Raw genomic sequence first — 23,794 nt, 5'->3', positions numbered from 1 at the left:
CGATTAATTCAAAATGAAGGGAACTCGGCCTGCGGGCCGCCACTCTCATCCGTTGATCAGGAAGATATAGGGAAACGGAACCGATATGCGTGCATTCAAATGGATCCTTGCCGGCGTGATGGCCATCGCGGTTGCGGGTCCGGCCTTGGCCCAATCGGCGACGAAGGTCGGCCAGTACAATGCGTGGGGAACTTATTCCTACCAGTCCGACAGCGGAAAGGTCTGCTATGTCCTGTCGGTCCCGACCGACAAGCAGCCCGCCAGTCTCGACCATGGCGACATTTTCTTCTTCGTCAGCCAGAAGCCGGGCCAGAACGTCGCCTACGAGCCCCAGTTCATCGCCGCCTACGATCTGCGCGACAAGGTGTCGGTGAAGGTCGGAGACCGCACGTTCACCCTGTTCACCAAGGGCAAGTCGGCCTGGCTGGAAAACGCAGCGGAAGAACCGCAACTCGTCGCCGCCATGAAGTCCGGCGCCGACATGACCGTCAACGCGACCTCCGGCCGCGGCAACCCGACGCAATACTCGTTCTCGCTGCGCGGCATCTCCGCCGCTCTGGATTCGATCGCTGCCTGCAAGTAGGCGGCGCTTCCCGGCGATCAACGTTCCCGCAGATGCGCCAGACCGGCCAGGATCAGGCCGGCGGCTTCGGCGGCGCGCCGTACCGAATCGGCCTCGAAGTGCTGCATGATGAGGCCGGGATCGCGGAAGCGAATGGTCACCGCCTCGACCAGCGCGGCCGCCTCGCCCGGATCGCGGCCGCCAAGAAGATGGTGCTCGCCGCATCGCTGCACGATCGCCTCGAGCTGGGCATGCAGCCGGTTGAGATGGCGCTGCACGACGCCCATTTCGGCCTGATCAAGCTCGAGATAGGAGCGGAAGAGCTCCGGATCCTCCGCATAGCGCGCCCGCTTGAGCTCGTATTGCCGCACCACGAAGCGCACAAGCTGCTCGGCCGGCGGCTCCTGCGAGGCGGCAATCGCCGCCAGTTCCTGCTCGATGGCCGCGAACCATCGCTCGCCCACCGCCTCCAGAAGCGCCTGCTTGCTGGCGAAGAACCGATAGGCGTTCGACTGCGACATGCCGCAGGCGGCCGCCACGTCCGACACGGTGATCCGCTTGGGTCCATGCGCCTTGAGCAGGCGTTCCGTCGCTTCGAGAAGCCGCTTGCGCACGGCATGGGTGTCGGTCTTCGGTCGTGCCAAGATGCGGCCTGTGCGTTTGTCTTCTTCCGATTGGCCCGTGCCAGGCGCACAAGCGTCGCTGAAATATATCGCCCGCACCGGGAAAGCGAATGCCCCGAATAAGAATTCTCTGGATAAGGCCTATCAATTATCACAAATGATCCGTCACGGTTTGCGTATGCCAAGACGTGACGCCGCCGCCACTTTCTGCTATGAGCCGCGTCAATCTGGCAACCGGCCGCGGCCGATCCTATCTTCCGACATCATGGCACTCAGTTTCGACATCACATCCGCAGACACGCGCGCAGCCCTTGCCGCCCGCGTTTCCGTCCCCGAGAAGCCCTCGCTCGTCGGCCTGACCCGCGCCGAGCTTGCCGAAACGCTGGTGGCGGCGAATGTCGTGCCCGAGCGCCAGGCGAAGATGCGCGCCAGCCAGCTCTGGCACTGGCTTTATGTGCGCGGCGTCTCCGATTTCTCCGAGATGTTCAACATCTCCAAAGATCTGCGTGCAGAACTCGACAAGCAATTCGCCATAGCCCGCCCGGAGATCGTCGACGAACAGATTTCGGCCGACGGCACGCGCAAATGGCTGTTCCGCTTTCCGCCGCGCGGCGCCGGCCGTCCTGTCGAGATCGAGACCGTCTACATTCCCGAAGAGGGCCGCGGCACGCTGTGCATCTCCTCCCAGGTCGGCTGCACGCTCACCTGCTCCTTCTGCCACACCGGCACGCAAAAGCTGGTGCGCAACCTGACAGCGGAAGAAATCCTCGCCCAATTGCTCACGGCACGCGACCGGCTCGGCGACTTTCCCGACCGCGACACGCCGGCCGGCGCCATCGTTCCGGAGGAAGGCCGCAAGGTCTCCAATATCGTGATGATGGGAATGGGCGAACCGCTCTACAATTTCGACAATGTGAAGAAGGCGCTGCTGATTGCGTCGGACGGCGACGGGCTGTCGCTGTCGAAGCGGCGCATCACGCTGTCGACGTCCGGCGTGGTGCCGGAGATCGACCGCACCGGCGCCGAGATCGGCGTCATGCTGGCCATCTCGCTGCACGCCGTGAACGACGATGTGCGCGACATGCTCGTGCCGATCAACAAGAAGTATCCGCTGGAAGAATTGCTGGACGCCTGCCGGCACTATCCAGGCATCTCCAATGCCAGACGGATCACCTTCGAATATGTGATGTTGAAGGACGTCAACGATTCGCTGGCCGACGCGCGCGAGCTGGTGCGTCTGCTCAGGGGCATTCCGGCCAAGATCAACCTCATTCCGTTCAATCCCTGGCCGGGCAGCAACTACCAGTGCTCCGACTGGGAAACGATCGAGAAGTTCGCCGATGTCGTCAACCGGGCCGGCTATGCCTCGCCGATCCGCACCCCGCGCGGCCGCGACATCCTTGCCGCCTGCGGCCAGTTGAAATCGCAATCGCAGCGCCTGCGCAAATCCGAGCGCCTGGCGCTGGAATCCATGATGATCGCGGGCCACGGCGAGGCGTGAGCCGCATACTCGATCATTTCCTGCGTCTGACGGCCATGCTCGTCGGCTTTGGCGCGGCCGTGCTGACGGCCAGCCTGTTCCTGAACCTTGTCTTCATCTCGGTGCTCGGCCTGACGGCCGAGGAGATCGGCTTCGTCGCCTCGACCAGCCTCGTCGTCTCGGTGCCGGTGCTGGCGCTCTTTCTCGGCTACTATGCCTTCCTGCCGGCGATCGTCGTCATGGCGGCAACGGAGATCCTCGGCCTTCGCGACTGGTTGTGGCACGCGCTCGGCGGCGGTGCGGTGTCGGCGGCGGTGCTGGCCTATGCCTGGCAGCGGCCGGGCGCCGACCCGGCCTTCAGCGATCAGGGCTTTTTTCTGATCGTCGTGGCCGCCGGATTGCTGGCGGGCATCGCCTATTGGCTCGTCGCGGGACGCGGGGCGGGCGGCTCGATCGGCGCGTGCAAGCCGCCGCCTACTTCGCCTGGGCCGTCAGGATCTTGAGCGCGAAGGCGGAGAACACGCCGGCGAACAGGTAATCCACCACCCGCGTGACCTTCGGGCTCTTTTTCATGAGCCCGGCAAACCCGTCCGCCGCCAGCACCATCGGCACCGTCACCGGCAGCGACAGCGGGATGAAAAGCAGGCCGAGGAAAAGCAGTTTCGCCGATGCGTGCGGATCGGAAACCGACACGAACTGCGGCAGGAAGGTCATGAAGAACAGGATGATCTTCGGGTTGAGCAGATTGATCCCGAGCCCCGTCGCCCAGTTGCGCCACAGCGATCCGGCCGGGCGCGTCGCCACGTCGGGCGAAAAGGCCGAGCCGCGGCGCACCGCCTGCCAGGCCAGCCACACCAGATAGCCGGCGCCGAAGATCTTGAGCGCCAGGAAGGCCTGCGGCGAAGCGACGATCAGGGCGGAAAGCCCGAGCGCCACCATCGACGTATGCACCACGATCCCCGTCATCGCGCCCGCCATGCAGGCCAGCCCTGCCGCGCGGCCTTGCGACAATGACCGACCGACGAACAGCGTCATGTCCGGCCCCGGCGTTATGGCGATGACGAACGTGGCGATGGCGAATTGCGCGATCGTTGCGTAATCCGGAACAAGATTCATCTCGGCCTATCCTCCAGCCGTCGCAGCCGCCTGATGGACCGCGCCGGGATTCGAAGCTTGCACATACCTTTCTTGGCCGCCGCACCGGCGAACCTGATCGTCATAACGCGCGCCGCCGGCTCGCGCCACTGCGCAGTCTGCAAATCGCCATTTCGAAGTTCCTGCCGTCCGACGAAGGTTCAATCGAGCGTGATCCGATAGATGCTTGCGTGACGTAACGGAATGCCTAATGTTATACAGCTAAACCAATAAAACAAACGGGAGGAGTTACAAAATGACCAGCAAAGCGATTTCCCGCCGCAAGTTCCTGGGCACTTCGACGGCCGTCGGCGCCGCGGCGGCCGGAACCCTGGCTGCGCCGGCCGTGCTTGCGCAATCTCCGATCACCATCAAGATGCAGACGTCCTGGCCATCCTCCGACATCTGGATGGATTTCGCGCGCCAGTACACCGAGCGCGTCGAACGCATGTCGGGCGGACGGATCCAGTTCGATCTCTTGCCCGCCGGCGCCGTCGTCGGCGCTTTCCAGGTGCTCGATGCCTGTCATGACGGCATTCTCGACGCCGCCCATACGGTGCCCGTCTACTGGTACGGCAAGCACAAGGCCGCATCCTTGTTCGGCACCGGACCGGTCTTCGGCGGCAGCGCGACGACCATGCTTGCCTGGTTCCACGCCGGCGGCGGCAAGGATCTCTATCGCGAGCTGACGCAGGACATTCTCGGCCTCGATGTCTATGGCTTCTACGGCTTCCCCATGCCGGCCCAGCCCTTCGGCTGGTTCAAGCAGCCCGTGACCGGCAGTGCCGACGTCGAGGGCCTGAAATACCGCACCGTGGGCCTGGCCGCCGACCTCATGCAGCGCATGGGCATGAGCGTGGCCCAGCTTCCCGGCGGCGAGATCGTCCCGGCGATGGAACGCGGCGTCATCGATGCGTTCGAGTTCAACAACCCGTCCTCCGACATGCGCTTCGGCGCCCAGGACGTGGCCAAGAACTACATGCTGTCGTCCTACCACCAGGCGAGCGAATCCTTCGAGTTCCTGTTCAACAAGGACTTCTTCGACGGGCTCGACGACGACCTGAAGGCAATCCTGGAATATGGCGTCGAAGCCGCAAGCACGGCCAATACGGCGATCGCGCTCGACAACTACTCCGCCGACCTGCAGGCGCTGCAGAAGGAGCATGGCGTGAGCGTCCACCGCACGCCGAAGGAGGTGCTCGACGTCCAGCTCCAGGCCTGGGACGAGCTGATCCCGACGCTCGAGGAAGACGAATACATGAAGCGCGTGCTGGACAGCCAGCGTGCCTGGGTCGAACGCGTCGTCTTCTACGAGCTGATGAATTCGCCCGACCTTGCGCTGGCCTACGATCACTATTTCCCGGACACGCTGAAGCTTTGATCGACGCCACGCAGTTGTGCAGATCCGGTCCGGCGGCCAGCATTCGAGCTGCCGGACCGCTTTTGGATCGGTTCGTCGCTTCGCCGGATCGATACATCAACCCAACACTTTGCTTTCGAGCAATTCCGGACGGAGAACGGGTTTTCACTTCTCCTGGAATTGCTCCAGCCGGGCGGGGAGCCTCATGATCCGCTATATCCGTCTTGCCGACCGCATCTCGGCCTGGTTCGGCAAGGCTTTCGCCTGGTGCATCATGGTGATGACGCTGGGCGTCGGCTACGAAGTCTTCGTGCGCTACGTCCTCAACGCCCCGACGGCCTGGGCCTTCGACGTCAGCTACATCATGTATGGCACATTGTTCATGATGGGTGGCGCCTACACCTTGTCGCGCAACGGCCATGTGCGCGGCGACTTCATCTACCGTTTGTGGAAACCGGCGACGCAGGCCAGGGTGGAACTGGTCCTTTATCTCATCTTCTTCTTCCCGGGCGTCCTGGCGCTGGTGATTTCCGGCTGGCGCTATGCGGGCCGCTCATGGAGCTATCTCGAAGTTAGCACGATGAGCCCGGCCAGCATTCCGATCTACCAGTTCAAGTCGGTCATCGTGGCCGCCGGGATCCTTCTCGTCATCCAGGGCGTCGCGCAGGTCCTGCGCTGCGTCGTCACCATCCGCACCGGCGAATGGCCGCGCCACGAGGAAGATGTGGAGGAGATGGAGACCATCCTTCTGCAGGAAGGCGCACAACATGCGGCGGGCACAGACGCCGACGGAGACCGTTCATGACCGACCCGCAGATCGCCGTCGCCATGCTCGGCATCTTCATCGCCGTCATCATGTTCGGCTTTCCCATCGCCTTCACGCTGATGGCACTGGGCATAACCTTCGGCTACTACGCCTATTTCGACCCCGCGCGCATGTGGCGCGACTATTACCGGGCGGTCGAACAGGGGGCGGATGCCTGGACGCTCGCCGAAAGCTGGGTGGCCGGCTTCTTCAACAACCGCGTCTTCGATCTCTTCGTCAACCAGACCTATTCGGTCATGGCCAACGACGTGCTGACGGCCGTGCCGCTCTTCCTGTTCATGGGCTACATCGTCGAACGCGCCAACATCGTCGACCGCCTGTTCTCCACGCTCAGCATCGCCGCGCGGCGGGTACCGGGCTCGATGGCCGTCGCCGCACTGATCACCTGCGCGCTGTTCGCCACCGCCACAGGCATCGTCGGCGCGGTGGTCACGCTGATGGGCCTGCTTGCCTTCCCGGCGATGCTGAAGGCGCGCTACGATACGAGCTTCGCTTCCGGCGTCATCTGCGCCGGCGGAACGCTCGGCATCTTGATCCCGCCGTCGATCATGCTCATCGTCTATGCCGCAACGTCGGGTGTCTCGATCGTCAGGCTCTATGCCGGGGCCCTGTTTCCGGGCCTGCTCCTGGCGGGGCTCTACCTCGTCTACATCATCGTCCGGGCCACGCTGCAGCCCACAGTGGCGCCACGGCCGGACATGAGAGGCCAGGAAGTGCCTCTCGGCCGGCTGCTGTTCCTGCTCCTGACCTCCTTTTTCCCGCTCGCCGTCCTGATCCTCTCCGTCCTCGGCGCGATCCTTTTCGGTCTCGCCACGCCCTCGGAAGCCGCCGCCGTGGGGGCCGGCGGGGGCCTGATCCTGGCGATGGCCTACCGCGCGCTTACCTGGCAGCGCCTGCGTGAATCGGTCTATCTGACGGTGCGCACGACGGCCATGGTGTGCTGGCTCTTCGTCGGCTCCTGGACCTTCGCCTCGGTCTTTTCCTATCTCGGCGGCGAGCAGCTCATCTCCGATTTCGTCGTCGGCCTCGACATGACGCCGCTGCAGTTCCTGCTGCTGGCACAGCTCATCATCTTCCTGCTCGGCTGGCCGCTCGAATGGTCGGAGATCATCATCATCTTCGTGCCGATCTTCCTGCCGCTGCTGCCGCATTTCGGCATCGACCCGCTATTCTTCGGCATCCTGATCGCGCTCAACCTGCAAACCTCGTTCCTGACACCGCCCATGGCCATGTCGGCCTATTATCTGAAGGGAATTGCGCCACCGCATGTGCAGCTCGTCCAGATCTTCAAGGGCTCGCTGCCCTACCTGTTGATGGTGTTCCTCTCGATGGTCATCCTCTACAATGTCCCCGAGATCGTCTACTGGCTGCCGCAACTGGTCTACGGACGCTGAGGAGGGACGAATGGCGACGCAAAACGGCAACGGCAACGGCATCTCGAGAACGGCGGACCGGATCATCGCGATCCTCGCCCTGCTTGTCTTGATCGCCTTTCTCGGCGTCATTGTCGCCAAGGTGCCGCATGCCGACCTCATCATCGTCGTGCTGATCGGCATCGCGCTCGCCGCCTTCGATTTCTGGGAACAGCTCTTCCGGCGACGATAATCGCGCGGCGGCCCGCTGCCGCAGCCGCCGGATTGCTTGCAACATCGCGTCTCGCCGTCCTATAAGCCGCAGCATTCAGCACCCCCGTTTCATGAGGACATCATGCCGGACGTCAAGAAAGTTGTGCTTGCCTATTCAGGCGGGCTCGATACCTCCATCATCCTGAAATGGCTGCAGACCGAGCTCGGCGCCGAAGTGGTGACGTTCACGGCCGATCTCGGCCAGGGCGAGGAACTGGAGCCGGCGCGCAAGAAGGCCGAGATGCTCGGCATCAAGGACATCCGCATAGTCGATGTCCGAGAGGAGTTCGTGCGTGACTACGTGTTCCCAATGTTCCGCGCCAACGCGCTCTACGAGGGAACCTATCTGCTCGGCACGTCCATTGCCCGGCCGCTAATTGCTAAACATCTTGTGGAGATTGCAGCCGAGACCGGCGCCGATGCCGTCGCCCATGGCTCGACAGGGAAGGGTAACGACCAGGTTCGGTACGAACTGTCGGCCTATGCGCTCAACCCCGATATCAAGGTGATCGCGCCGTGGCGCGACTGGAGCTTCAAGTCGCGCACCGACCTGATCAACTTCGCCCAGGCGCACCAGATCCCGGTACCCAAGGACAAGCAGGGCGAGGCGCCGTTCTCCGTCGATGCCAACCTGTTGCACTCGTCCTCGGAGGGGAAGGTGCTTGAGGATCCCTGGCTCGAGCCGCCCGAATATGTGCATCAGCGCAGCGTCTCGCCGATGGACGCGCCCGACGTGGCGACCGAGATCACGCTAACCTTCAAGAACGGCGATCCGGTCGCCCTGAACGGCAAGCCGATGTCGCCGGCCACGCTGCTGGCCGCCCTCAACGATCTCGGCCGCGACAACGGCATCGGCAGGCTCGATCTGGTGGAAAACCGCTTCGTCGGCATGAAGTCGCGCGGCGTCTACGAGACGCCCGGCGGCACGATCCTGCTTGCCGCCCACCGCGCCATGGAATCGATCACGCTCGACCGCGGCGCGGCGCATCTGAAGGACGAGCTGATGCCGCGCTATGCCGAGCTCATCTATAACGGCTTCTGGTTCTCGCCCGAGCGCGAAATGCTGCAGGCGGCGATCGATCACAGCCAGAAGGATGTCGAGGGCGAGGTCCGGCTGAAGCTCTACAAGGGCAATGTCATCGTCACGGGCCGCCGGTCCGACAAGTCGCTCTATTCCGACGCCCTCGTCACCTTCGAGGACGACCGCGGTGCCTATGACCAGAAGGACGCAGCCGGTTTCATCCGCCTCAACGCGTTGAGGCTGCGGACGCTCGCAGCCCGCGAACGCAACGGCTGACTACAATGCGCTTCGCCCCGTTTGCGGGGCGAAGTGGTCCGGCTCACCCGTCGATCTGTGCGGCCATGATGGCGATCGCCTGCTGGTAGACGGTCGCCGCATTCCATCCCTGAATGGCGCGGTAATTGGGTTGTCCGGGCTGATAGCCGGCACCGCGCCGCCAGCCATGGGCGACAAGAAAATTGGCCGTGGAGGCCAGGGCGTCAGCCGTCGAGCGCAGATTGAGACGTCCGTCGCCGTCGCCGTCGGCACCGTAGCGCAGCACGCTCCCCGGCAGGAACTGCGTCTGGCCGAGCTCGCCATGCTTGGCCCCCGTCGTCTGCGAGGAGATGACGCCGCGGTCGACCAGCGTCAGCGCCGCCATCAGATGTCCGGTAAAGAATTCCGAGCGCCGGCAGTCATAGGCCAAAGTCGCCGTCGCCGAGACGAGATTTGTGTCGCCCATGAAACGGCCGAAGCCGGTTTCCATGCCCCAGATGGCGAGCAGAGGCCCCGGCGGGACGCCGTAGCGCCGCTCGATATTGGCGAACAGTTGTCCATTCTTCTTCTTGAGCGACCGGCCCTTGGAGACGATGACATTTGAGCCGCGCACCTGCATGAACTTCTCGAGCGAATATTTGAAGCTCTTCTGGCCGCGATCGGCGCTGATGGTCGAACGCGAATAATGCGTGCCCTGCAGAGCGGCCAGCCCGCGCTGGCCTATGCCCGCGCCTCTCGCCTCGCCCGCCATCTCCTGCTTCCACGCCTCGAAGCCGCCGGCATTGTTGCCGCATCTGGCCGCCTCGGCAGCGTTGGCAAAAAGTCCGGCCACAAGAAATGCCGAAGCGAATACTCCCCATCCGGCAAACACTGCCATGACGCTCTCCTGAAGATCGAATCGAGATGTCGCGAACTTGCCATTTCCACCAGTATTTGTCACCGCTGCGCCGGATTCTTTCTCCGCGAGCAGCCGAGGGGGCTGGCCGGGCGGCAAAAACATGGCAGATCGATATCGCCATGCGGCGGTTGCATGCTCTCCCGCACGGTTCACACCCTCCATCCGTCCAATGCCCTGGTCCGATGGGAACGATATGACCGGTTGCTCGTTGCCTGTACCCGGGGGGTCGAGCAACGGAGCACAACAATGACAAGAACAATCAAGATCAGTGCCACCGGGGCTGCCGTCGCCGTCGGCATTCTCGGCCTGACAGGTGCGGTGGCGGCGCAAAGCAGCGTCATTGCCACCACGGACCTCAACATGCGCATCGGCCCGGGACCGCAATACGGCATCGTCACGGTTCTGCCGCTCGATCAACCCGCCTATCTCAACGGTTGCCTGGAAACGAGCGGCTGGTGCTCCATCAGTTATGGCGGCCGCGAGGGTTGGGTCTATTCCGACTATCTGGCAACCGATTACGCCGGACGGCAGGTGATCGTCGCCGACCATCGCGCCGACTTGGCCGTGCCGGTCGTGGTTTACGAAGGTGCCGGCGGCGCCGTGGTCGGCGGATCGACCGCGTCCGACACCCTGATCGGGCCGGCCGACACGACGGTCGGCGGCTATGTCGAGCAGACGGTCCGACCCCCGGCGGAGGTTCGTCGCTATATCTACGACCGCCCCGCAGAACCGGTCTATCTCGAGCGTCAGATCGCGGTCGGAACGGGACTTCCGCCCACTGTCGAAGTACACGAGATCCCCGATTACGAGTATGACTACGTCTACGTCAACGACCAGCCCATGCTGATCGAACCGCAGACGCGGCGGATCGTCTATATCTACAGATAGTCGGTCGCCGTCCGAGACAACGGTCCGCCGGGAAACGCCGGCGGTCCGGATCGCCGGCAGAATTGCTCGACGACCAAAGCAATGCCGTTCGGCACATTCGGCTTGACTCCGGCGGCCATATCCTGTCTACAGCGCCGACATTCAGCGACGAGTGACCACTCCGAGCAGCCGACCGGGACCCTGACAGGTATAAAGCGATCCCGGAGGTCAACACCCGGCAGCGCGATGCGCCCCCGGGTGCTTTTTGGCTTTGCCGGCCTGCTGCGGGTTCCATCACCGCCGCGGAAGCACTACTTCTCGGTTTCGAAACGATCCGAGATGCGAGGATGATCGATGTTTGAATCGCTGCAAGAGCGGCTTGGCTCCATTCTGAACGGCCTCACCGGCCGCGGCGCGCTTTCGGAGGCGGATGTCTCTGCGGCGCTGCGCGAGGTGCGCCGTGCGCTGATCGAGGCGGATGTTGCGCTCGACGTGGTGCGCTCCTTCACCGACCGCGTGCGGGCCAAGGCCGTGGGCGCGGAAGTTCTCAAATCGATCAAGCCCGGCCAGATGGTCGTCAAGATCGTTCATGACGAGCTGGTCGAAATGCTCGGCTCGGAAGGCCAGGCGATCGACCTCAACGCGCCCGCGCCGGTCGTTTTGATGATGGTCGGCCTGCAGGGCTCGGGCAAGACCACCACGACGGCCAAGATCGCCAAGCGCCTTGCCGAGCGCCAGGGCAAGAAGGTCCTCATGGCCTCGCTCGACACGCGCCGGCCGGCCGCCCAGGAACAGCTCAAACAGCTCGGCGAGCAGGTCGACACAGCCACCTTGCCGATCATCGCCGGCCAGTCGCCGGTCGACATCGCCAGGCGCGCCGTGCAGGCCGGCAAGCTCGGCGGCCACGATGTCGTTATCCTCGACACGGCCGGCCGCACCCATATCGACGAGCCGCTGATGATGGAAATGGCCGACATCAAGTCGGCCTCCAACCCGCACGAGATCCTTCTCGTCGCCGATTCGCTGACCGGTCAGGATGCAGTCAATCTCGCCCGCAGCTTCGACGAGCGCGTCGGCATCACCGGGCTGGTTCTCACCCGCATGGACGGCGACGGGCGCGGCGGCGCGGCGCTTTCCATGCGTGCCGTCACCGGCAAGCCGGTCAAGATCATCGGCACCGGCGAGAAGATGGATGCGCTGGAGGAGTTCCATCCCAAGCGCATCGCCGACCGCATTCTCGGCATGGGCGACATCGTCTCGCTTGTCGAAAAGGCCTCCGAAACCATCGACGCCGACAAGGCGGCGGCGATGGCGAAGAGGATGCAGGCCGGCAAGTTCGATCTCGAGGACCTCGCCGATCAGCTGCACCAGATGCAGAAGATGGGCGGCATGGGCGGCATCATGGGGATGATGCCCGGCATGGGCAAGATGAAGGACCAGATGGCGGCGGCCGGGCTCGACGACCGCATGTTCAAGCAGCAGCTCGCCATCATCTCCTCGATGACCCGGGCTGAGCGGACCAATCCGGATATCCTCAAGCACAGCCGGAAGAAGCGCATTGCCGCAGGCTCCGGGACCAACGCCGCCCAGATCAACAAGCTGCTGAAGATGCACCGCCAGATGGCCGATATGATGAAGGCGATGGGCGGCAAGAAGGGCAAGGGCGCGGGCATGATGCGCGGCCTGATGGGCGGCATGGCCCAGAAGATGGGGCTCGGCGGCGGCATGCCGGGCGGCATGGGCGGAATGCCCGATCTATCCAAGATGGACCCGAAGCAGATCGAAGAGCTCAAGAAGCAGGCCGAGGCCGCCGGGCTCGGCAGCGGCGGCTTGCCCGGCGGTCTGCCGGGTCTGCCCGGTGGAGGCGGCATGCCGGGCGGCGCCAAACTGCCCGGCCTCGGCGGCGGCCTGCCGGGCATGCCGAAGAAGAAATGAAGGCGGAAACGGATTTGACGGACATCAGCCAACGCGACGAGGTCCGTGCCAAGCTGGCCCAGTACCGCGCCTCGATCGACAATATCGACGCCGCACTCGTCCATATGCTGGCCGAACGCTTCCGCTGCACCCAGGCAGTGGGACGGCTCAAGGCCGAGCACAATCTGCCGCCGGCCGATTCCGCCCGCGAGGCCGCGCAGATCGAGCGCCTGCGCCGGCTGGCCCACGAAGCGCATCTCGACCCGGATTTCGCGGAGAAGTTCCTGAACTTCATCATCCGCGAGGTCATCCGTCACCACGAAATGATCGCTGCGGAAAGCGAAGACCCGTCGGAAGACGCGCCCCGCAGCGTCAGCGAAACCGGCTGAACCATCGGCCACAATACCCAGTCAAGACCCCAGGAGAATATGAAATGGCACTGAAAATCCGACTGGCCCGTGCGGGCTCCAAGAAGCGCCCCTATTATCACATCGTCGTCGCCGACGTGCGCTCCCCGCGCGACGGCCGGTTCATCGAGCAGATCGGCTCGTGGAACCCGACGCTGCCCAAGGACGCCGAACGCGTGAAGCTCAACGAGGAGCGCATCAAGCATTGGCTCGACAACGGCGCGCTGCCGACCGACCGGGTGCTGCGCTTCCTCGACCAGGCCGGCATGGCCAAGCGCCCGGCCCGCAACAACCCGAAAAAGGCCGAGCCGGGCCAGAAGGCGCAGGAACGCCTTGCCGCGATCAAGCAAGTCGAAGAGGAACTGGCGGCCAAGATCGAGGCGGAAAAGGCGGAACTCGCCGCCGCCGCGGAGGCCCCTGCGGAAGAGGCTCCTTCGGAAGAAGCCGCCTCCTGATTTGCGGCACCCTTCAACGCAGCGACGGCGGGCCTTGTGGCCCGCCGTTTTTCGTTGGCCGCCGGAAATTCCGGGTCGATAGCTCAGACGATTTGCCCGACGGGAGCCTTTTTTATTGCGTCGGCAGCCGGTAATCGAGCGGCGGCTCGCGATCGCCGATAAGTGCCTCATAGGCAAAGTCCGCACCGCGCTCCGTCTCGAATTCCGCCTTTGCCGCCACGATCGAATCGGGCGACTGGAACAGTTCCGCCGCGGTGGTTGCCAAGGTGAGCGCAGCGAGTTTCGTGCCCTTGTGGCCGATCGACATGCCGCCGGCGGCAACCGCCTGCCAGCTATGCGCCCAAGTGCCCGGCACCCAGGTCGCCGTGCCCAGCCCGACGGTAGGTGTGACCCAGCTCACATCGCCGACATCGGTCGAATAATAGCCCTGAGTCCCGAATTCGTAGGGTTCGACCTGCGAAACGCTGGAGAGGGTCGGGGCCTTGTCGCCAAGCGACGTCTGCAGCTTCTCGCCAAAGGCGGTTTCCTCATCCGTCCATTCGATCGGCGCGGCCTGGCGCAGATTGGCGTCCATCACCCGGCCAAGCGTATCGTTCGGCAACATTGAATAAACACCGCCGGTGCGTTCGACGCTGTAGCTCGTGCCGGTGCCGAGCGCCGCACCCTCGGCCGCCTTTTCAATGCGAGCGAACACGTCGGCCACAACAGCCGGGTCGGGATGGCGCACATAGAGATAGGTCTCGGCGAAGTCCGGCACGACATTGGGTGCATCGCCGCCATCGGTGATGACATAGTGGATGCGCGTTTCCTGCGGAACGTGCTCGCGCATGAGATTGACCATGTGGTTCATCGCCTCGATGCCGTCGAGCGCCGAGCGCCCCTTGTCCGGCGCCATGGCGGCATGGGCGGAGCGGCCCTCGAAGCGGAACTTGGCACTGACATTGGCCAGCGACTTGCCCTGTGAGGCTGAATTGCCGCTTGCCGGATGCCAGTGAAGCGTCACGTCGACATCATCGAACAGACCCGCGCGCACCATATAGACCTTGCCGGAGCCGCCTTCCTCGGCCGGTGTACCGTAGAGCCTGATCTGTCCGTCCACGCCATTTGCCTCGAGCCAGTCGGCGACCGCGATCGCCGCGGCCACGGATCCGGCGCCAAAGAGGTGATGACCGCAGGCATGCCCGGCCTCCAACCCGTCCATGGCCCGCCTTTCAGGCGATGCATCCTGCGAAAATCCCGGCAGCGCATCCATTTCGGCGAGGATTGCAATGACCGGTCCCTCGCCGGAGCCCCGCCTGGCGATGAAGGCAGTCGGAATGCCGGCCACGCCCGTGTCGATCTCGAATCCGTGCGCCTTCAATTCGCCCTGCAGCAACGCGCTCGTTTTCGTTTCCAGATAGCCGAGCTCGGGATTGCGCCATAGTTCGTCCGAGACCTCGTTCATCCGCGGCGCGTAGGACTCGACCGCCGCCGTGAGGTCGACACGCTGTTCGGGCGACAGCGGACCGGCCAGGGAATACAATGGAAACAGGGCGGCGGTTGCCGCCAGAATGAGCGTCTTGCGCATGGCGCACCTCGTTTGTTGGCGTGAGCTTTGCGCGCCAAGACTTGCCGATTGCACAATAGGCGGCAATGGACCACCGTGCGGGCATGATTGTCCATCGCCTGGAAATGCCGGGCGGATCAGTCGTCCGTGGCGATTGCCGCAGGGCAGCGGGAACCGACAGCCAACCCCGCGACCGCGGGCCGCCGGCCGTCCGGCGCCCCCGCGGAGGGCCAGCCGGCGTCAGGCGGCGGTGCGGCCCGTGAGCGACAAGTTACGCCGCCTGCTTCTTCGGCTGGATAAGACCGCGCGCAATCAGAAGCTCGGCGATCTGCACGGTGTTGAGGGCCGCGCCCTTCCTCAGATTGTCGGAAACGACCCACATGTTGAGGCCGTTGTCGATCGTCGAATCCTCGCGGATGCGCGAAATATAGGTCGCGTCCTCGCCGGCCGATTCCAGCGGCGTCACATAGCCCCCGTCCTCGTGCTTGTCGACGACCAGGCAACCCGGCGCCTCGCGCAGGATCTCGCGCGCCTCCTCGGCGCTGATCGGATCCTCGAACGCGATGTTGACCGCCTCGGAATGGCCGATGAAGACCGGCACGCGCACGCAGGTGGCCGTCAGCCTGATCTTCGGGTCGAGCATCTTCTTGGTCTCGGCGACCATCTTCCACTCTTCCTTGGTCGAGCCGTCTTCCATGAAATCGTCGATATGCGGGATGACGTTGAAAGCGATGCGCTTGGTGAACTTCTTGGCCTCGACCGGGTCGGCGACGAAGACGGCGCGGGTCTGCTCGAACAGCTCTTCCATGCCCTCCTTGCCGGCACCGGACACAGACTGATAGGTCGAAACCACGACGCGCTGGATCCTGGCACGCTCATGCAGCGGCTTCAGCGCCACGACAAGCTGGGCGGTCGAGCAATTCGGATTGGCGATGATGTTCTTCTTCGTAAAGCCGTCGATTGCGTTCGGATTGACCTCCGGCACGATCAGCGGCACGTCGGCGTCGTAGCGCCAGGCCGAGGAGTTGTCGATGACGACGCAGCCCTGCTTGCCGATCCTGGGCGAATACTCCTTCGACACGTTGCCGCCGGCTGACATCAGGCAGATGTCGGTGTCGGAGAAATCGTAATTCTCCAGCGCCTGCACCTTGAGCGTCCGGTCGCCATAGGAAACCTCCGTGCCGAGCGAACGGCGCGACGCCAGCGCCACGACCTCGTCGGCCGGAAAACCGCGCTCCTCGAGAATGCCGAGCATCTCCCGGCCCACATTGCCCGTGGCGCCGGCGACTGCAACCTTGTAACCCATTGTGGTCAACTCCTGTCCCTCTCTCCACGCTTCGCTTCAGGAAACCCGCCGGCCATCGCGGGTCCGGTCCCCGGGCCGAACCCGGGGAGAGGGCGAGCAGGCCAAGGGAAATCAGACCGTTTTGGTGGTCGTTTTGGCCGTGGTTTTCGTGCAGGAGCCGTGCGCGCGCGCAGCTTCATCTCCGCCAGCGTGGCCAGCGAAGCCGAACGGGTGAATTGCCATGACGAGGCCGCGCATGAAAAGCTCCGAAAAACGGCCTGTTTGTAGCGGCTTTCGGCCGGGAGTCAATGCGCGTGACGGCTCGCCCGTTCACCGGGAGTTCATTTGACGTGCCGGACTGCCGACTTACCCTCGCCCGGCAACTGTATGGAGGAGGTCGCCATGCACCATCCGTTCAACAGAAGGCAATTCGGCCTGCTGGCAGTGGCTGTCGCGCTGGCGCCGGTGGTGCCCGCCGCCGCCCATCATGGCTGGGCCTGGACCGACAATGCGCCGTTCAGGCTGACCGGCACCGTCGAACAGGTTTATGTCGGCAATCCGCATGTCACCGTGAAGGTCCGCGCCGAAGACGGGCTGTGGCATGTCGATCTCGCCCCGCTCGCGCGCACGCTGCGCGCCGGGTTCAACGAGGACTCTGCCGCGACAGGCGACGAGGTGGTTTGTCTCGGCTTCCGTTCACGCGATCCGGCTGACAAGACCATGAAGGCGGCGCGCATCACCGTGAACGGGACGGCCTACGACGTCTATCCGAACCGCGTTCCGAACATCTGAAGGACGAAGCGGACATGCTGGTCGAGTGGCTTCAGGCCCTGCATGAATGGCCGGTGGCGGCGTTCTTCCGCCGCTCCGTCTACGCCTATCCGCTGCTCAATGCCGGCCACATCTTCGCCCTGACACTGTTGATCGGCGCCATCCTGCCGGCCGATCTCAAGGTGCTCGGCTTCTTTCCCAGGATTGCGGCCGGCCCTTTCCTGCGCTCCATGACGGCGATTTCCGCCACCGGTCTGGCGCTGGCCGTCCTGACGGGCTTCCTGCTGTTTTCGGTGCAGCCGCTCGAATACGCCCGCAATCCGGCCTTCCTGGTCAAGCTCTCCCTGATTGCGCTGGGGACCGCCAATGCGCTCGTCATCCGCTTCAGCAGCGCATGGCGGGACGCATGGACCAAGGAGAGCATAAGCCCCGCTCTGCGCGCCGGGGCGCTTCTGTCCTTGACGGTCTGGGTCGCGGCACTTGTTGCCGGGCGCTGGATCGCCTTTGTGTGAAACGATCAGGCCGAAAGCGCCCGGAATTTCTCCACGATCGCATCGCCCATGGCCACCGTGCCGACCTCCGTCTTGCCCTCCGACATCAGGTCGCCGGTCCGCAGCCCATCGTCCAGAACGGCCGCGATCGCCTTCTCCAGCCGGTCGGCTTCGGCCACCATGTTGAAGGAGTAGCGCAGGCACATGGCAAAGGAGGCGATCATGGCGATCGGATTGGCGATGCCCTTGCCGGCGATATCGGGGGCCGACCCGTGCACCGGCTCGTAGAGCGCCTTGCGGCTGCCGGTCTTCGGGTCGGGCGCGCCCAATGACGCCGACGGCAGCATGCCGAGCGAGCCGGTCAGCATTGCGGCAACGTCCGACAGCATATCGCCGAACAGATTGTCGGTGACGATGACGTCGAACTGTTTCGGCTGGCGCACGAGCTGCATGCCGCCGGCATCGGCCAGCATGTGGTCGAGCGTGACGTCGGAGTATTTGGCCTTGTGCGTGGCGGTGACCACTTCGTTCCACAACACGCCGGACTTCATGACGTTGCGCTTTTCCATCGAGGTCACGTGGTTGCGCCTTGTGCGCGCCAGCTCGAAGGCGACGCCGGCAATGCGCTCGATTTCGAACGTGTCGTAGACCTGCGTGTCGATGGCGCGTTTCTGGCCGTTGCCGAGATCGATGATCTCCTTCGGCTCGCCGAAATAGACGCCGCCGGTCAGTTCGCGCAGGATGAGGATGTCGAGACCTTCGATGACATCGCGCTTCAGCGACGAGGTTTCGGCGAGCGCCGGATAGCAGATTGCCGGCCGCAGATTGGCGAACAGCTCCATCTCCTTGCGCAGCAGCAGAAGACCGGCCTCCGGCCGTACGTCATACGGCACCGAATCCCATTTCGGTCCGCCGACGGCGCCGAACAGAACCGCGTCCGCGGCCTGCGCCTTCGCCATGTCTGCATCCGAGATCGCCTTTCCATGCGCGTCGTAGGCCGACCCGCCGACAAGCCCTTCCTCAACCTCGAAGCCGGCGCCGAGCTGCTCGTTCATCGCGGCGATGATCTTGCGCACCTCGGCCATCGCCTCGGGGCCGATGCCGTCGCCGGGCAGAAGCAGCAATTTGCGTGTCGTCATGGAAAGTAACCCTCCTCGAATGCGATTAACCGCGATCTTGCTAGCGGCCAGCCCGGCAAGGTGCAAGCACGAAAAGGCGCTATTGCGCCGCTTCCGGGCGTCGCAGGGCCGTCACCTCGATCTCGATCTTCATTTCCGGCTTGTTCAGGCGGCACACGATCATGGTCGCGGCGGGCCGGATTTCGCCGAAGGCTTCGCCGAGGATCGGAAAGACGCGGTCGACATAGGAACCATCGGTCACGTAGTAATGCGCGCGCACCACATCTTCCAGGTCGAAACCACCCTCGCGCAGCGCATTACCGATGGTTGCCAGGCAATTGCGTGTCTGGTCTTCCACACTCTCCGGCATCGTCATGGTGGCGTAATCGTAACCCGTCGTGCCGGAAACGAAGCACCACTCGCCCTGCACGACCGCACGGCTGTATCCGGCGGTCTTTTCGAACGGCGAGCCTGTCGAGATCAGTCGGCGCATGAATCCTCCGGCAAGGTGATGTGACTGACGATGCGCCGCACCACCGGCGCCACGACGAGCACCGCCGGAAAGGCAACCGTCCAGGAAGGAAGCCAGGCCGAAAGCCAGCGCGCGGGAAAGGCCATGTCGACGCCCGAAGCGATCGCCGTAGACAGGCCGGAGACGAGGCACGACATCATGCCCGACAGCAGCAGGCCGAAGGCGAGGGATTCCCAACGCCGAGGCAGAAAAGGCCTCGCCATCCTCCGCTCAAGCCCAGGGGTGATGCTGGCCGTAGCTTTGCTCGAAACTGCTGATCGCCGGCGCCTTCTTCATCGTCAGGCCGATGTCGTCCAGCCCGTTGAGCAGGCAATGGCGCCTGAACTCGTCGAGATCGAATTTGACCACGCCGCCGTCGGGGCCGCGGATCTCCTTCGCCTCGAGGTCAATCGAGATGGTGGCATTGGCGCCGCGCTCGGCGTCGTCCATCAGCTTGTCGAGATCGTCCTGGCTGACCGTGATCGGCAAGATGCCGTTCTTGAAGCAATTGTTGTAGAAGATGTCGGCAAAGCTCGTGGAGATCACGCAACGAATACCGAAATCCAACAGCGCCCAGGGCGCGTGCTCGCGGCTCGAGCCGCAGCCGAAATTGCCGCCCGCCACCAGGATCTGAGCGTTGCGATAGGCCGGCCTGTTGAGCACGAAATCCGGATTCTCGGATCCATCCTCGTTGTAGCGCATCTCGGCGAACAGGCCCGTTCCGAGACCGGTGCGCTTGATCGTCTTGAGGTAATCCTTCGGGATGATCATGTCGGTGTCGACATTGACGATGGGCATCGGTGCGGCAACGCCGGTGAGCTTGGTGAATTTTTCCATGAGATGCGGCCGTTCGAGTGTTCCGGGACTATCCTGAACACGCTTTACACAGAACGGGCCGGCGAATCAAAGGGGCAGCAGTACGCATCGCTCTGCCGCCCCTCATTTTTGATCGTCCAGCGCTGCCGTCAGGCGCGGGACAGTGCCATCACGCCGGTCTCGGTGCCCGTCAGCCGGCGCGAGCGGCCATCGGCCCCGACGATCATCGTGATGCGCCGGCGCTCGGAGGAAAACAGCTCCGACGTCACCACATCGACCGGCGGATCGAAGGCGACGGTTGCCCGCCAGAGGTCGGGCTTGATCGTCTCTTCCAGTCCGATCACGCGGCCCTGCGCGGGCTTGCCGTTGAACGTCCCGACAACGCGCTCGCCGACAGCAAACGGCGCTTCCGGCCGCGCCTTCGCCGCCGCCGCGGAAAGCGTGTTCCAATCGCGGGCGCCGTGCTGGTGGGCAACGATCTCAAGCGCCCTGGAATGGCTGACATTCAGCCCATCCGCGGCAAGTGCGTCGCGCAGTCTCTTGGCATGTGTCTTGTGGTCCGCATTTCGCTGTGCGGTTGTCATCGTTTCGCTCCTTGGCAAAATGGACGGCATCATATCGCCAACGGGTGCCCGCATTGCCGTTTCGGCCGTCACAAGGACAGGGAAACGATGTCTCGGGGAAGCTTCACCATGGCTTGTCGCCGCGGGCGGCAGGGGCTTCCCGAACCCGAAGCGCTGACATAGGCGGCGCCGGGCAGGCAATCAAGAGGCGCAGGGCTGCCCCGCCGCCGATGCATTGCTGCCGCCGTCCGGTCGATGCGCTTGAAGACCGAAAAGACTGAATTTTTCATCTCTTTTGGTTGAAAGGACCAACAAACACCGAACAACAGGGCAAAATGCTTGGAGATCGTGTTAAGCTTAGGAAAAATTATAAGACAAACAGATTTGCCGCAGAATTCACGAGATGGGAGCCCTTCATGACAACCTCCAAGAGAGAACTGCCCAGCCTGCCGCTGGCCTTGACGCCGGTCGTTCTGACCTTGCTGGTCCTCGGTGTTCAGCTATTTTATTTTGACGACTTTACCCCGCATGTGCCGCTGGCCATCGGCCTGGCGATTACCGGCCTTGTCGGCATCAAGCTCGGTTTTGACTGGCACGATATCGAGAAAGGCGTGTTCCACGTCATCCATGTTTCGCTGCCGTCGGTTTCCGTGCTGATCACGGTCGGCATGATCATCGGCGTGTGGATCGCCAGCGGCACCGTGCCAACGCTCATCTATTACGGGCTGACGATCCTGTCGCCGCAGATCTTCCTGGCCGCGGCGATGGTGCTGTGCTCGGTCGTCTCCCTGTCGCTCGGCACTTCCTGGGGCACGGTGGGCACGGTGGGCCTTGCCCTGATGGGCATCGGCGCCGGTTTCGGCATTCCGGTCTACTGGACCGCCGGCGCCGTGGTTTCGGGTGCTTTCTTCGGCGACAAGGTCTCGCCCCTTTCCGACACCACCAACCTGGCGCCCGCCGTCACCGGCACGGACGTCTTCTCGCACATCAAGAACATGATGCCGACGACGATCCCCTCCATGCTGATCGCCTTCGGCGTCTATCTCTTCGCGGGCTATGCGCTGATCGACGCCGATGGCGCTTCCTTCGAGAAAATCACCGCCATCACCACGGCACTGCAGGACAATTTCCTCATCTCGTCCTGGCTCCTGCTGCCGGCGCTTTTGGTGATCGTGCTGGCGGTCAAGCGCATGCCGCCCATCCCCTCGCTCTTTGCCGGCGTGCTTGCCGGCGGCGCCGCCGCCATGCTGACGCAGGGCGTGACGCTGCACGAGGTCTTCACCTACGCCAACAGCGGCTATTCGATCGACACCGGCATCGGCGAGATCGATTCGCTGCTGAACCGCGGCGGCATCCAGTCGATGATGTGGACCATCTCACTGGTGCTGATCGCACTCGGCTTCGGCGGCGCGCTGGAAAAGACCGGCTGCCTGGAGACGATCATCAACGCCATCATGACCAAGGTGAACAGCTTTGCCGGCATCCAGACGGCGGCGATCGGCACCTCCATGGCCACCAATCTGGTTGCCGGCGACCCGTATCTGTCCATCGCCCTGCCCGGACGCATGTATGCGCCGGTCTATCGCGGCATGGGTTATTCGACGCTCAACCTGTCGCGCGCCGTGGAAGAGGGCGGAACGCTGATCTCGCCACTGGTTCCGTGGAATGCCGGCGGCGCCTTCGTCATCAGCGCGCTGGCGCTGAACGTGACGAGCGGCAATATGGAGAACCTGCTCTATATTCCGCTTGCCTTCGCCTGCTGGCTGTCGCCGGTCTTCGGCCTGATCTACGCCCATACCGGCCTCTTCTCGCCCCGCGCCTCGGAAGAGGAGAGACAGGGCTGGATCGAAAGCGGCGAGACGATCGCCGATCTCACCGACCGCGGCTGGGAACCCCAGGGAGGGGGTGAACCAAGACCGGCACTGGCCGACTGACCGCACCATCTTGTGAGGTCCCTAACCCCCGCCTTCACAGGCGGGGGTTTTTTTGTGGCCGGATTTCCGCTCTCGGCTGCCGGGTGGCGCGATCCTGCATATGCCGGAAGCGGCTCCGGCAACGCAGCTCAGATGACGTTCAGCTCGCGGTAGGGCCTGTTGTCGCGAATGCGGTCGTAGCCGAAGACCGAACAGTCGATGCTGCGATAGCCGCCGTGCACGACCAGTTCGGCGAACGCCTTGCCGACGGCCGGCGCCTGCTGCAGCCCGTGGCCGGAAAAGCCCGTGGCGAACAGGAAGTTCGGCATGTCGGGATGCGGCCCGATCACCGCGTTCTGGTCGAGCGTGTTGTAGTCGTAATGACCGGCCCAGGCGCGCGTCGGCTTGATCGCCTCGAAGGCCGGAATGCGCGCCGCCAGCACCGGCCAGATGACCTCCTCGAAGAGCGGCCAGTCCGGATCGAAATCGCCGGGGTCGGCCGGACCGTCCGTCTCCTTCGGCTCGGCCCCGCCGGTGATGTAGACCGAGCCCTCGGGGCGCACATAGATGCCCGAAGGATCAAGCAGCAGCGGCATGTCGTCGAAGCGCTCGCGCGCCTCGAAGATGAAAACCGAACGCTTGCGCGGTTCGACAGGCAGGTCGAGCCCGGCCATCGCCGCGACACGGCCCGCGCCCGGCCCGGCCGCATTGACGACCAGGCCCGCTTCGAGGCTCTCGCCATTGTCCAGCGTGACGCATGTCGCCCGCCCGCCCGCGCGACCGATGGCGCCAACCGACGCAGTGATGAGATCGACCGGCATGTGCTTCAACGCCTTGCGGTAAAGCATCAGCAATGCATGGGCGTCGAACCACCCCTCGCCGCTCATACCCAGCGCGCCCGCCGCGATCCCTTCCGTCGACAGCCAGGGATAGCGTTCGGCAAGCGTCTCGGGGGTCGCCAAGGCGATATCCGCGCCCTCGGCTTTCTGCACTTCGTGGTTGGCCTGGAGCACCGGAAGTCCTGCCTCTCCGGCGAGAATCAGATAACCCTTTTCGCGAAAGGCGATGTCGGCGTCTTCGCCGAATTCGTCTTTCAGCCGCCGGAACAGGCCGAGCGTCGCCTGCGACAACCGGATGTTCTCGGCGTTCGAGAATTGCTGGCGGATGGAGGCGCAGGAAAGCGTCGTCGCGGCGTGCTCGAAATGCGGATCGCGCTCGACGAGCGCGATCGAGCCCGAAAACCCCTCGCGGACCAGCGACCAGGCGATCGCGCTGCCGACGATCGCCCCGCCGATGATAACGACATCATAACGCGCCATGACTTGCCCCAGATTTGCGATTCGCGGCGGACGG

Annotated in this window: 26 protein-coding genes; 15 read left to right on the top strand and 11 right to left on the bottom strand. The window is 63.9% G+C overall.

The annotated features are described in order from the left end of the window. Window positions 1-85 precede the first annotated feature (85 nt). The gene (locus GM909_RS01900) at window positions 86-583 is read left to right on the top strand and encodes an invasion associated locus B family protein (RefSeq protein ID WP_157014485.1); all 498 of its coding nucleotides are present in this window, start codon (window positions 86-88) and stop codon (window positions 581-583) included. 17 nt (window positions 584-600) lie between these two features. Here the strand turns inward: GM909_RS01900 and GM909_RS01895 are convergent, their stop codons facing one another. Further along, window positions 601-1,206, bottom strand: a complete 606-nt coding sequence (locus GM909_RS01895) for a TetR/AcrR family transcriptional regulator (RefSeq protein WP_198174081.1) — start codon at window positions 1,204-1,206, stop codon at window positions 601-603. Window positions 1,207-1,450: 244 nt separating this feature from the next. Here GM909_RS01895 and rlmN point away from each other — a divergent pair, with 244 nt between their 5' ends. Next, window positions 1,451-2,686 (top strand): 23S rRNA (adenine(2503)-C(2))-methyltransferase RlmN, encoded by a 1,236-nt coding sequence (gene rlmN / locus GM909_RS01890; protein WP_157014592.1) that lies wholly within the window; start codon window positions 1,451-1,453, stop codon window positions 2,684-2,686. Further along, a complete protein-coding gene (locus GM909_RS01885) occupies window positions 2,683-3,168 on the top strand; it encodes a hypothetical protein (protein WP_157014483.1) in 486 nt (161 codons plus the stop codon). Before rlmN ends, GM909_RS01885 begins: the two co-directional genes overlap by 4 nt. On the opposite strand, the gene GM909_RS01880 is transcribed toward GM909_RS01885, so the two are convergent. Then, complete coding sequence (locus tag GM909_RS01880; RefSeq protein ID WP_157014482.1) at window positions 3,140-3,781, bottom strand: LysE family translocator; 642 nt, start codon at window positions 3,779-3,781, stop codon at window positions 3,140-3,142. The two genes, GM909_RS01885 and GM909_RS01880, sit on opposite strands and share 29 nt — an antisense overlap. A 274-nt stretch (window positions 3,782-4,055) precedes the next feature. On the opposite strand from GM909_RS01880, the gene GM909_RS01875 reads away from it, so the two are divergent. The 5 genes from GM909_RS01875 (at window position 4,056) to GM909_RS01855 (ending at window position 8,907) form a co-directional block, all read left to right on the top strand. Continuing rightward, entirely contained in the window at window positions 4,056-5,180 is a 1,125-nt protein-coding gene (locus GM909_RS01875) for a TRAP transporter substrate-binding protein (RefSeq protein WP_157014481.1), read from the top strand. Window positions 5,181-5,364: 184 nt separating this feature from the next. Beyond that, the gene (locus GM909_RS01870; RefSeq protein WP_157014480.1) at window positions 5,365-5,964 is read left to right on the top strand and encodes a TRAP transporter small permease subunit; all 600 of its coding nucleotides are present in this window, start codon (window positions 5,365-5,367) and stop codon (window positions 5,962-5,964) included. Next, on the top strand, window positions 5,961-7,379 hold the full coding sequence (locus GM909_RS01865; RefSeq protein ID WP_157014479.1) for a TRAP transporter large permease: 1,419 nt from the start codon (window positions 5,961-5,963) through the stop codon (window positions 7,377-7,379). Before GM909_RS01870 ends, GM909_RS01865 begins: the two co-directional genes overlap by 4 nt. Before the next feature lie 10 nt (window positions 7,380-7,389). After that, the gene (locus tag GM909_RS01860) at window positions 7,390-7,590 is read left to right on the top strand and encodes a hypothetical protein (RefSeq protein WP_157014478.1); all 201 of its coding nucleotides are present in this window, start codon (window positions 7,390-7,392) and stop codon (window positions 7,588-7,590) included. Between the two features lie 102 nt (window positions 7,591-7,692). Continuing rightward, window positions 7,693-8,907 (top strand): argininosuccinate synthase, encoded by a 1,215-nt coding sequence (locus tag GM909_RS01855; protein WP_157014477.1) that lies wholly within the window; start codon window positions 7,693-7,695, stop codon window positions 8,905-8,907. A gap of 43 nt (window positions 8,908-8,950) precedes the next feature. Here GM909_RS01855 and GM909_RS01850 read toward each other — a convergent pair whose 3' ends face one another. Continuing rightward, window positions 8,951-9,763, bottom strand: coding sequence for a lytic murein transglycosylase (locus GM909_RS01850; RefSeq protein ID WP_157014476.1), 813 nt, complete (start codon window positions 9,761-9,763; stop codon window positions 8,951-8,953). 267 nt (window positions 9,764-10,030) lie between these two features. Here GM909_RS01850 and GM909_RS01845 point away from each other — a divergent pair, with 267 nt between their 5' ends. The 4 genes from GM909_RS01845 (at window position 10,031) to rpsP (ending at window position 13,427) form a co-directional block, all read left to right on the top strand. Continuing rightward, a complete protein-coding gene (locus GM909_RS01845; protein WP_157014475.1) occupies window positions 10,031-10,672 on the top strand; it encodes a DUF1236 domain-containing protein in 642 nt (213 codons plus the stop codon). A 333-nt stretch (window positions 10,673-11,005) separates the two neighbouring features. Then, the gene (gene ffh / locus GM909_RS01840; RefSeq protein ID WP_157014474.1) at window positions 11,006-12,586 is read left to right on the top strand and encodes a signal recognition particle protein; all 1,581 of its coding nucleotides are present in this window, start codon (window positions 11,006-11,008) and stop codon (window positions 12,584-12,586) included. Beyond that, window positions 12,583-12,954, top strand: a complete 372-nt coding sequence (locus tag GM909_RS01835; RefSeq protein ID WP_157014473.1) for a chorismate mutase — start codon at window positions 12,583-12,585, stop codon at window positions 12,952-12,954. Before ffh ends, GM909_RS01835 begins: the two co-directional genes overlap by 4 nt. Window positions 12,955-12,998: 44 nt before the next feature. Continuing rightward, window positions 12,999-13,427, top strand: a complete 429-nt coding sequence (gene rpsP, locus GM909_RS01830) for a 30S ribosomal protein S16 (protein WP_157014472.1) — start codon at window positions 12,999-13,001, stop codon at window positions 13,425-13,427. 112 nt (window positions 13,428-13,539) lie between these two features. Here rpsP and GM909_RS01825 read toward each other — a convergent pair whose 3' ends face one another. Then, window positions 13,540-14,994: an amidohydrolase gene (locus tag GM909_RS01825; protein ID WP_157014471.1), complete on the bottom strand. Its 1,455-nt coding sequence runs from the start codon at window positions 14,992-14,994 to the stop codon at window positions 13,540-13,542. A 250-nt stretch (window positions 14,995-15,244) separates the two neighbouring features. After that, entirely contained in the window at window positions 15,245-16,279 is a 1,035-nt protein-coding gene (locus GM909_RS01820; protein ID WP_157014470.1) for an aspartate-semialdehyde dehydrogenase, read from the bottom strand. Between the two features lie 381 nt (window positions 16,280-16,660). Here GM909_RS01820 and GM909_RS01815 point away from each other — a divergent pair, with 381 nt between their 5' ends. Beyond that, on the top strand, window positions 16,661-17,050 hold the full coding sequence (locus GM909_RS01815; RefSeq protein ID WP_157014469.1) for a DUF6152 family protein: 390 nt from the start codon (window positions 16,661-16,663) through the stop codon (window positions 17,048-17,050). Between the two features lie 14 nt (window positions 17,051-17,064). Beyond that, window positions 17,065-17,541, top strand: coding sequence for a DUF2214 domain-containing protein (locus GM909_RS01810; RefSeq protein WP_157014468.1), 477 nt, complete (start codon window positions 17,065-17,067; stop codon window positions 17,539-17,541). Between the two features lie 5 nt (window positions 17,542-17,546). On the opposite strand, the gene leuB is transcribed toward GM909_RS01810, so the two are convergent. The 5 genes from leuB to GM909_RS01785 form a co-directional block, all read right to left on the bottom strand. Further along, window positions 17,547-18,659, bottom strand: coding sequence for a 3-isopropylmalate dehydrogenase (gene leuB / locus GM909_RS01805; protein ID WP_157014467.1), 1,113 nt, complete (start codon window positions 18,657-18,659; stop codon window positions 17,547-17,549). A 79-nt stretch (window positions 18,660-18,738) separates the two neighbouring features. Further along, window positions 18,739-19,131, bottom strand: a complete 393-nt coding sequence (locus tag GM909_RS01800; protein ID WP_157014466.1) for a RidA family protein — start codon at window positions 19,129-19,131, stop codon at window positions 18,739-18,741. Then, window positions 19,119-19,373 (bottom strand): DUF2798 domain-containing protein, encoded by a 255-nt coding sequence (locus tag GM909_RS01795; protein WP_157014465.1) that lies wholly within the window; start codon window positions 19,371-19,373, stop codon window positions 19,119-19,121. The genes GM909_RS01800 and GM909_RS01795 overlap by 13 nt, the downstream gene beginning before the upstream one ends. Window positions 19,374-19,380: 7 nt before the next feature. Then, on the bottom strand, window positions 19,381-19,986 hold the full coding sequence (gene leuD, locus GM909_RS01790) for a 3-isopropylmalate dehydratase small subunit (protein WP_157014464.1): 606 nt from the start codon (window positions 19,984-19,986) through the stop codon (window positions 19,381-19,383). 128 nt (window positions 19,987-20,114) lie between these two features. Continuing rightward, window positions 20,115-20,549 carry a glyoxalase superfamily protein gene (locus GM909_RS01785; RefSeq protein WP_157014463.1) on the bottom strand — a complete coding sequence of 145 codons (435 nt, stop codon included), beginning with the start codon at window positions 20,547-20,549 and terminating at the stop codon, window positions 20,115-20,117. Between the two features lie 395 nt (window positions 20,550-20,944). Between GM909_RS01785 and nhaC the strand changes: the two genes are divergently transcribed. Continuing rightward, window positions 20,945-22,462, top strand: coding sequence for a Na+/H+ antiporter NhaC (gene nhaC / locus GM909_RS01780; protein ID WP_157014462.1), 1,518 nt, complete (start codon window positions 20,945-20,947; stop codon window positions 22,460-22,462). Window positions 22,463-22,590: 128 nt separating this feature from the next. Here nhaC and GM909_RS01775 read toward each other — a convergent pair whose 3' ends face one another. Continuing rightward, on the bottom strand, window positions 22,591-23,760 hold the full coding sequence (locus GM909_RS01775; RefSeq protein WP_157014461.1) for an NAD(P)/FAD-dependent oxidoreductase: 1,170 nt from the start codon (window positions 23,758-23,760) through the stop codon (window positions 22,591-22,593). Window positions 23,761-23,794 lie beyond the last annotated feature (34 nt).

It is taken from the genome of Mesorhizobium xinjiangense, assembly GCF_009749525.1.
Classification (GTDB): Bacteria; Pseudomonadota; Alphaproteobacteria; order Rhizobiales; family Rhizobiaceae; genus Mangrovimarina; species Mangrovimarina xinjiangensis.
Note: the sequence above shows the minus strand (reverse complement) of the source record. Positions and strands in the feature narration are given on the sequence as shown.

Coding starts and splice junctions, on each gene's coding strand:
- GM909_RS01900 (WP_157014485.1), top strand. CDS start 86: ATGCGTGCATTCAAATGGATCCTTGCCGGCGTGATGGCCATCGCGGTT.
- rlmN (WP_157014592.1), top strand. CDS start 1,451: ATGGCACTCAGTTTCGACATCACATCCGCAGACACGCGCGCAGCCCTT.
- GM909_RS01880 (WP_157014482.1), bottom strand. CDS start 3,781: ATGAATCTTGTTCCGGATTACGCAACGATCGCGCAATTCGCCATCGCC.
- GM909_RS01875 (WP_157014481.1), top strand. CDS start 4,056: ATGACCAGCAAAGCGATTTCCCGCCGCAAGTTCCTGGGCACTTCGACG.
- GM909_RS01870 (WP_157014480.1), top strand. CDS start 5,365: ATGATCCGCTATATCCGTCTTGCCGACCGCATCTCGGCCTGGTTCGGC.
- GM909_RS01865 (WP_157014479.1), top strand. CDS start 5,961: ATGACCGACCCGCAGATCGCCGTCGCCATGCTCGGCATCTTCATCGCC.
- GM909_RS01860 (WP_157014478.1), top strand. CDS start 7,390: ATGGCGACGCAAAACGGCAACGGCAACGGCATCTCGAGAACGGCGGAC.
- GM909_RS01855 (WP_157014477.1), top strand. CDS start 7,693: ATGCCGGACGTCAAGAAAGTTGTGCTTGCCTATTCAGGCGGGCTCGAT.
- GM909_RS01850 (WP_157014476.1), bottom strand. CDS start 9,763: ATGGCAGTGTTTGCCGGATGGGGAGTATTCGCTTCGGCATTTCTTGTG.
- GM909_RS01845 (WP_157014475.1), top strand. CDS start 10,031: ATGACAAGAACAATCAAGATCAGTGCCACCGGGGCTGCCGTCGCCGTC.
- ffh (WP_157014474.1), top strand. CDS start 11,006: ATGTTTGAATCGCTGCAAGAGCGGCTTGGCTCCATTCTGAACGGCCTC.
- GM909_RS01835 (WP_157014473.1), top strand. CDS start 12,583: ATGAAGGCGGAAACGGATTTGACGGACATCAGCCAACGCGACGAGGTC.
- rpsP (WP_157014472.1), top strand. CDS start 12,999: ATGGCACTGAAAATCCGACTGGCCCGTGCGGGCTCCAAGAAGCGCCCC.
- GM909_RS01825 (WP_157014471.1), bottom strand. CDS start 14,994: ATGCGCAAGACGCTCATTCTGGCGGCAACCGCCGCCCTGTTTCCATTG.
- GM909_RS01820 (WP_157014470.1), bottom strand. CDS start 16,279: ATGGGTTACAAGGTTGCAGTCGCCGGCGCCACGGGCAATGTGGGCCGG.
- GM909_RS01815 (WP_157014469.1), top strand. CDS start 16,661: ATGCACCATCCGTTCAACAGAAGGCAATTCGGCCTGCTGGCAGTGGCT.
- GM909_RS01810 (WP_157014468.1), top strand. CDS start 17,065: ATGCTGGTCGAGTGGCTTCAGGCCCTGCATGAATGGCCGGTGGCGGCG.
- leuB (WP_157014467.1), bottom strand. CDS start 18,659: ATGACGACACGCAAATTGCTGCTTCTGCCCGGCGACGGCATCGGCCCC.
- GM909_RS01800 (WP_157014466.1), bottom strand. CDS start 19,131: ATGCGCCGACTGATCTCGACAGGCTCGCCGTTCGAAAAGACCGCCGGA.
- GM909_RS01795 (WP_157014465.1), bottom strand. CDS start 19,373: ATGGCGAGGCCTTTTCTGCCTCGGCGTTGGGAATCCCTCGCCTTCGGC.
- leuD (WP_157014464.1), bottom strand. CDS start 19,986: ATGGAAAAATTCACCAAGCTCACCGGCGTTGCCGCACCGATGCCCATC.
- GM909_RS01785 (WP_157014463.1), bottom strand. CDS start 20,549: ATGACAACCGCACAGCGAAATGCGGACCACAAGACACATGCCAAGAGA.
- nhaC (WP_157014462.1), top strand. CDS start 20,945: ATGACAACCTCCAAGAGAGAACTGCCCAGCCTGCCGCTGGCCTTGACG.
- GM909_RS01775 (WP_157014461.1), bottom strand. CDS start 23,760: ATGGCGCGTTATGATGTCGTTATCATCGGCGGGGCGATCGTCGGCAGC.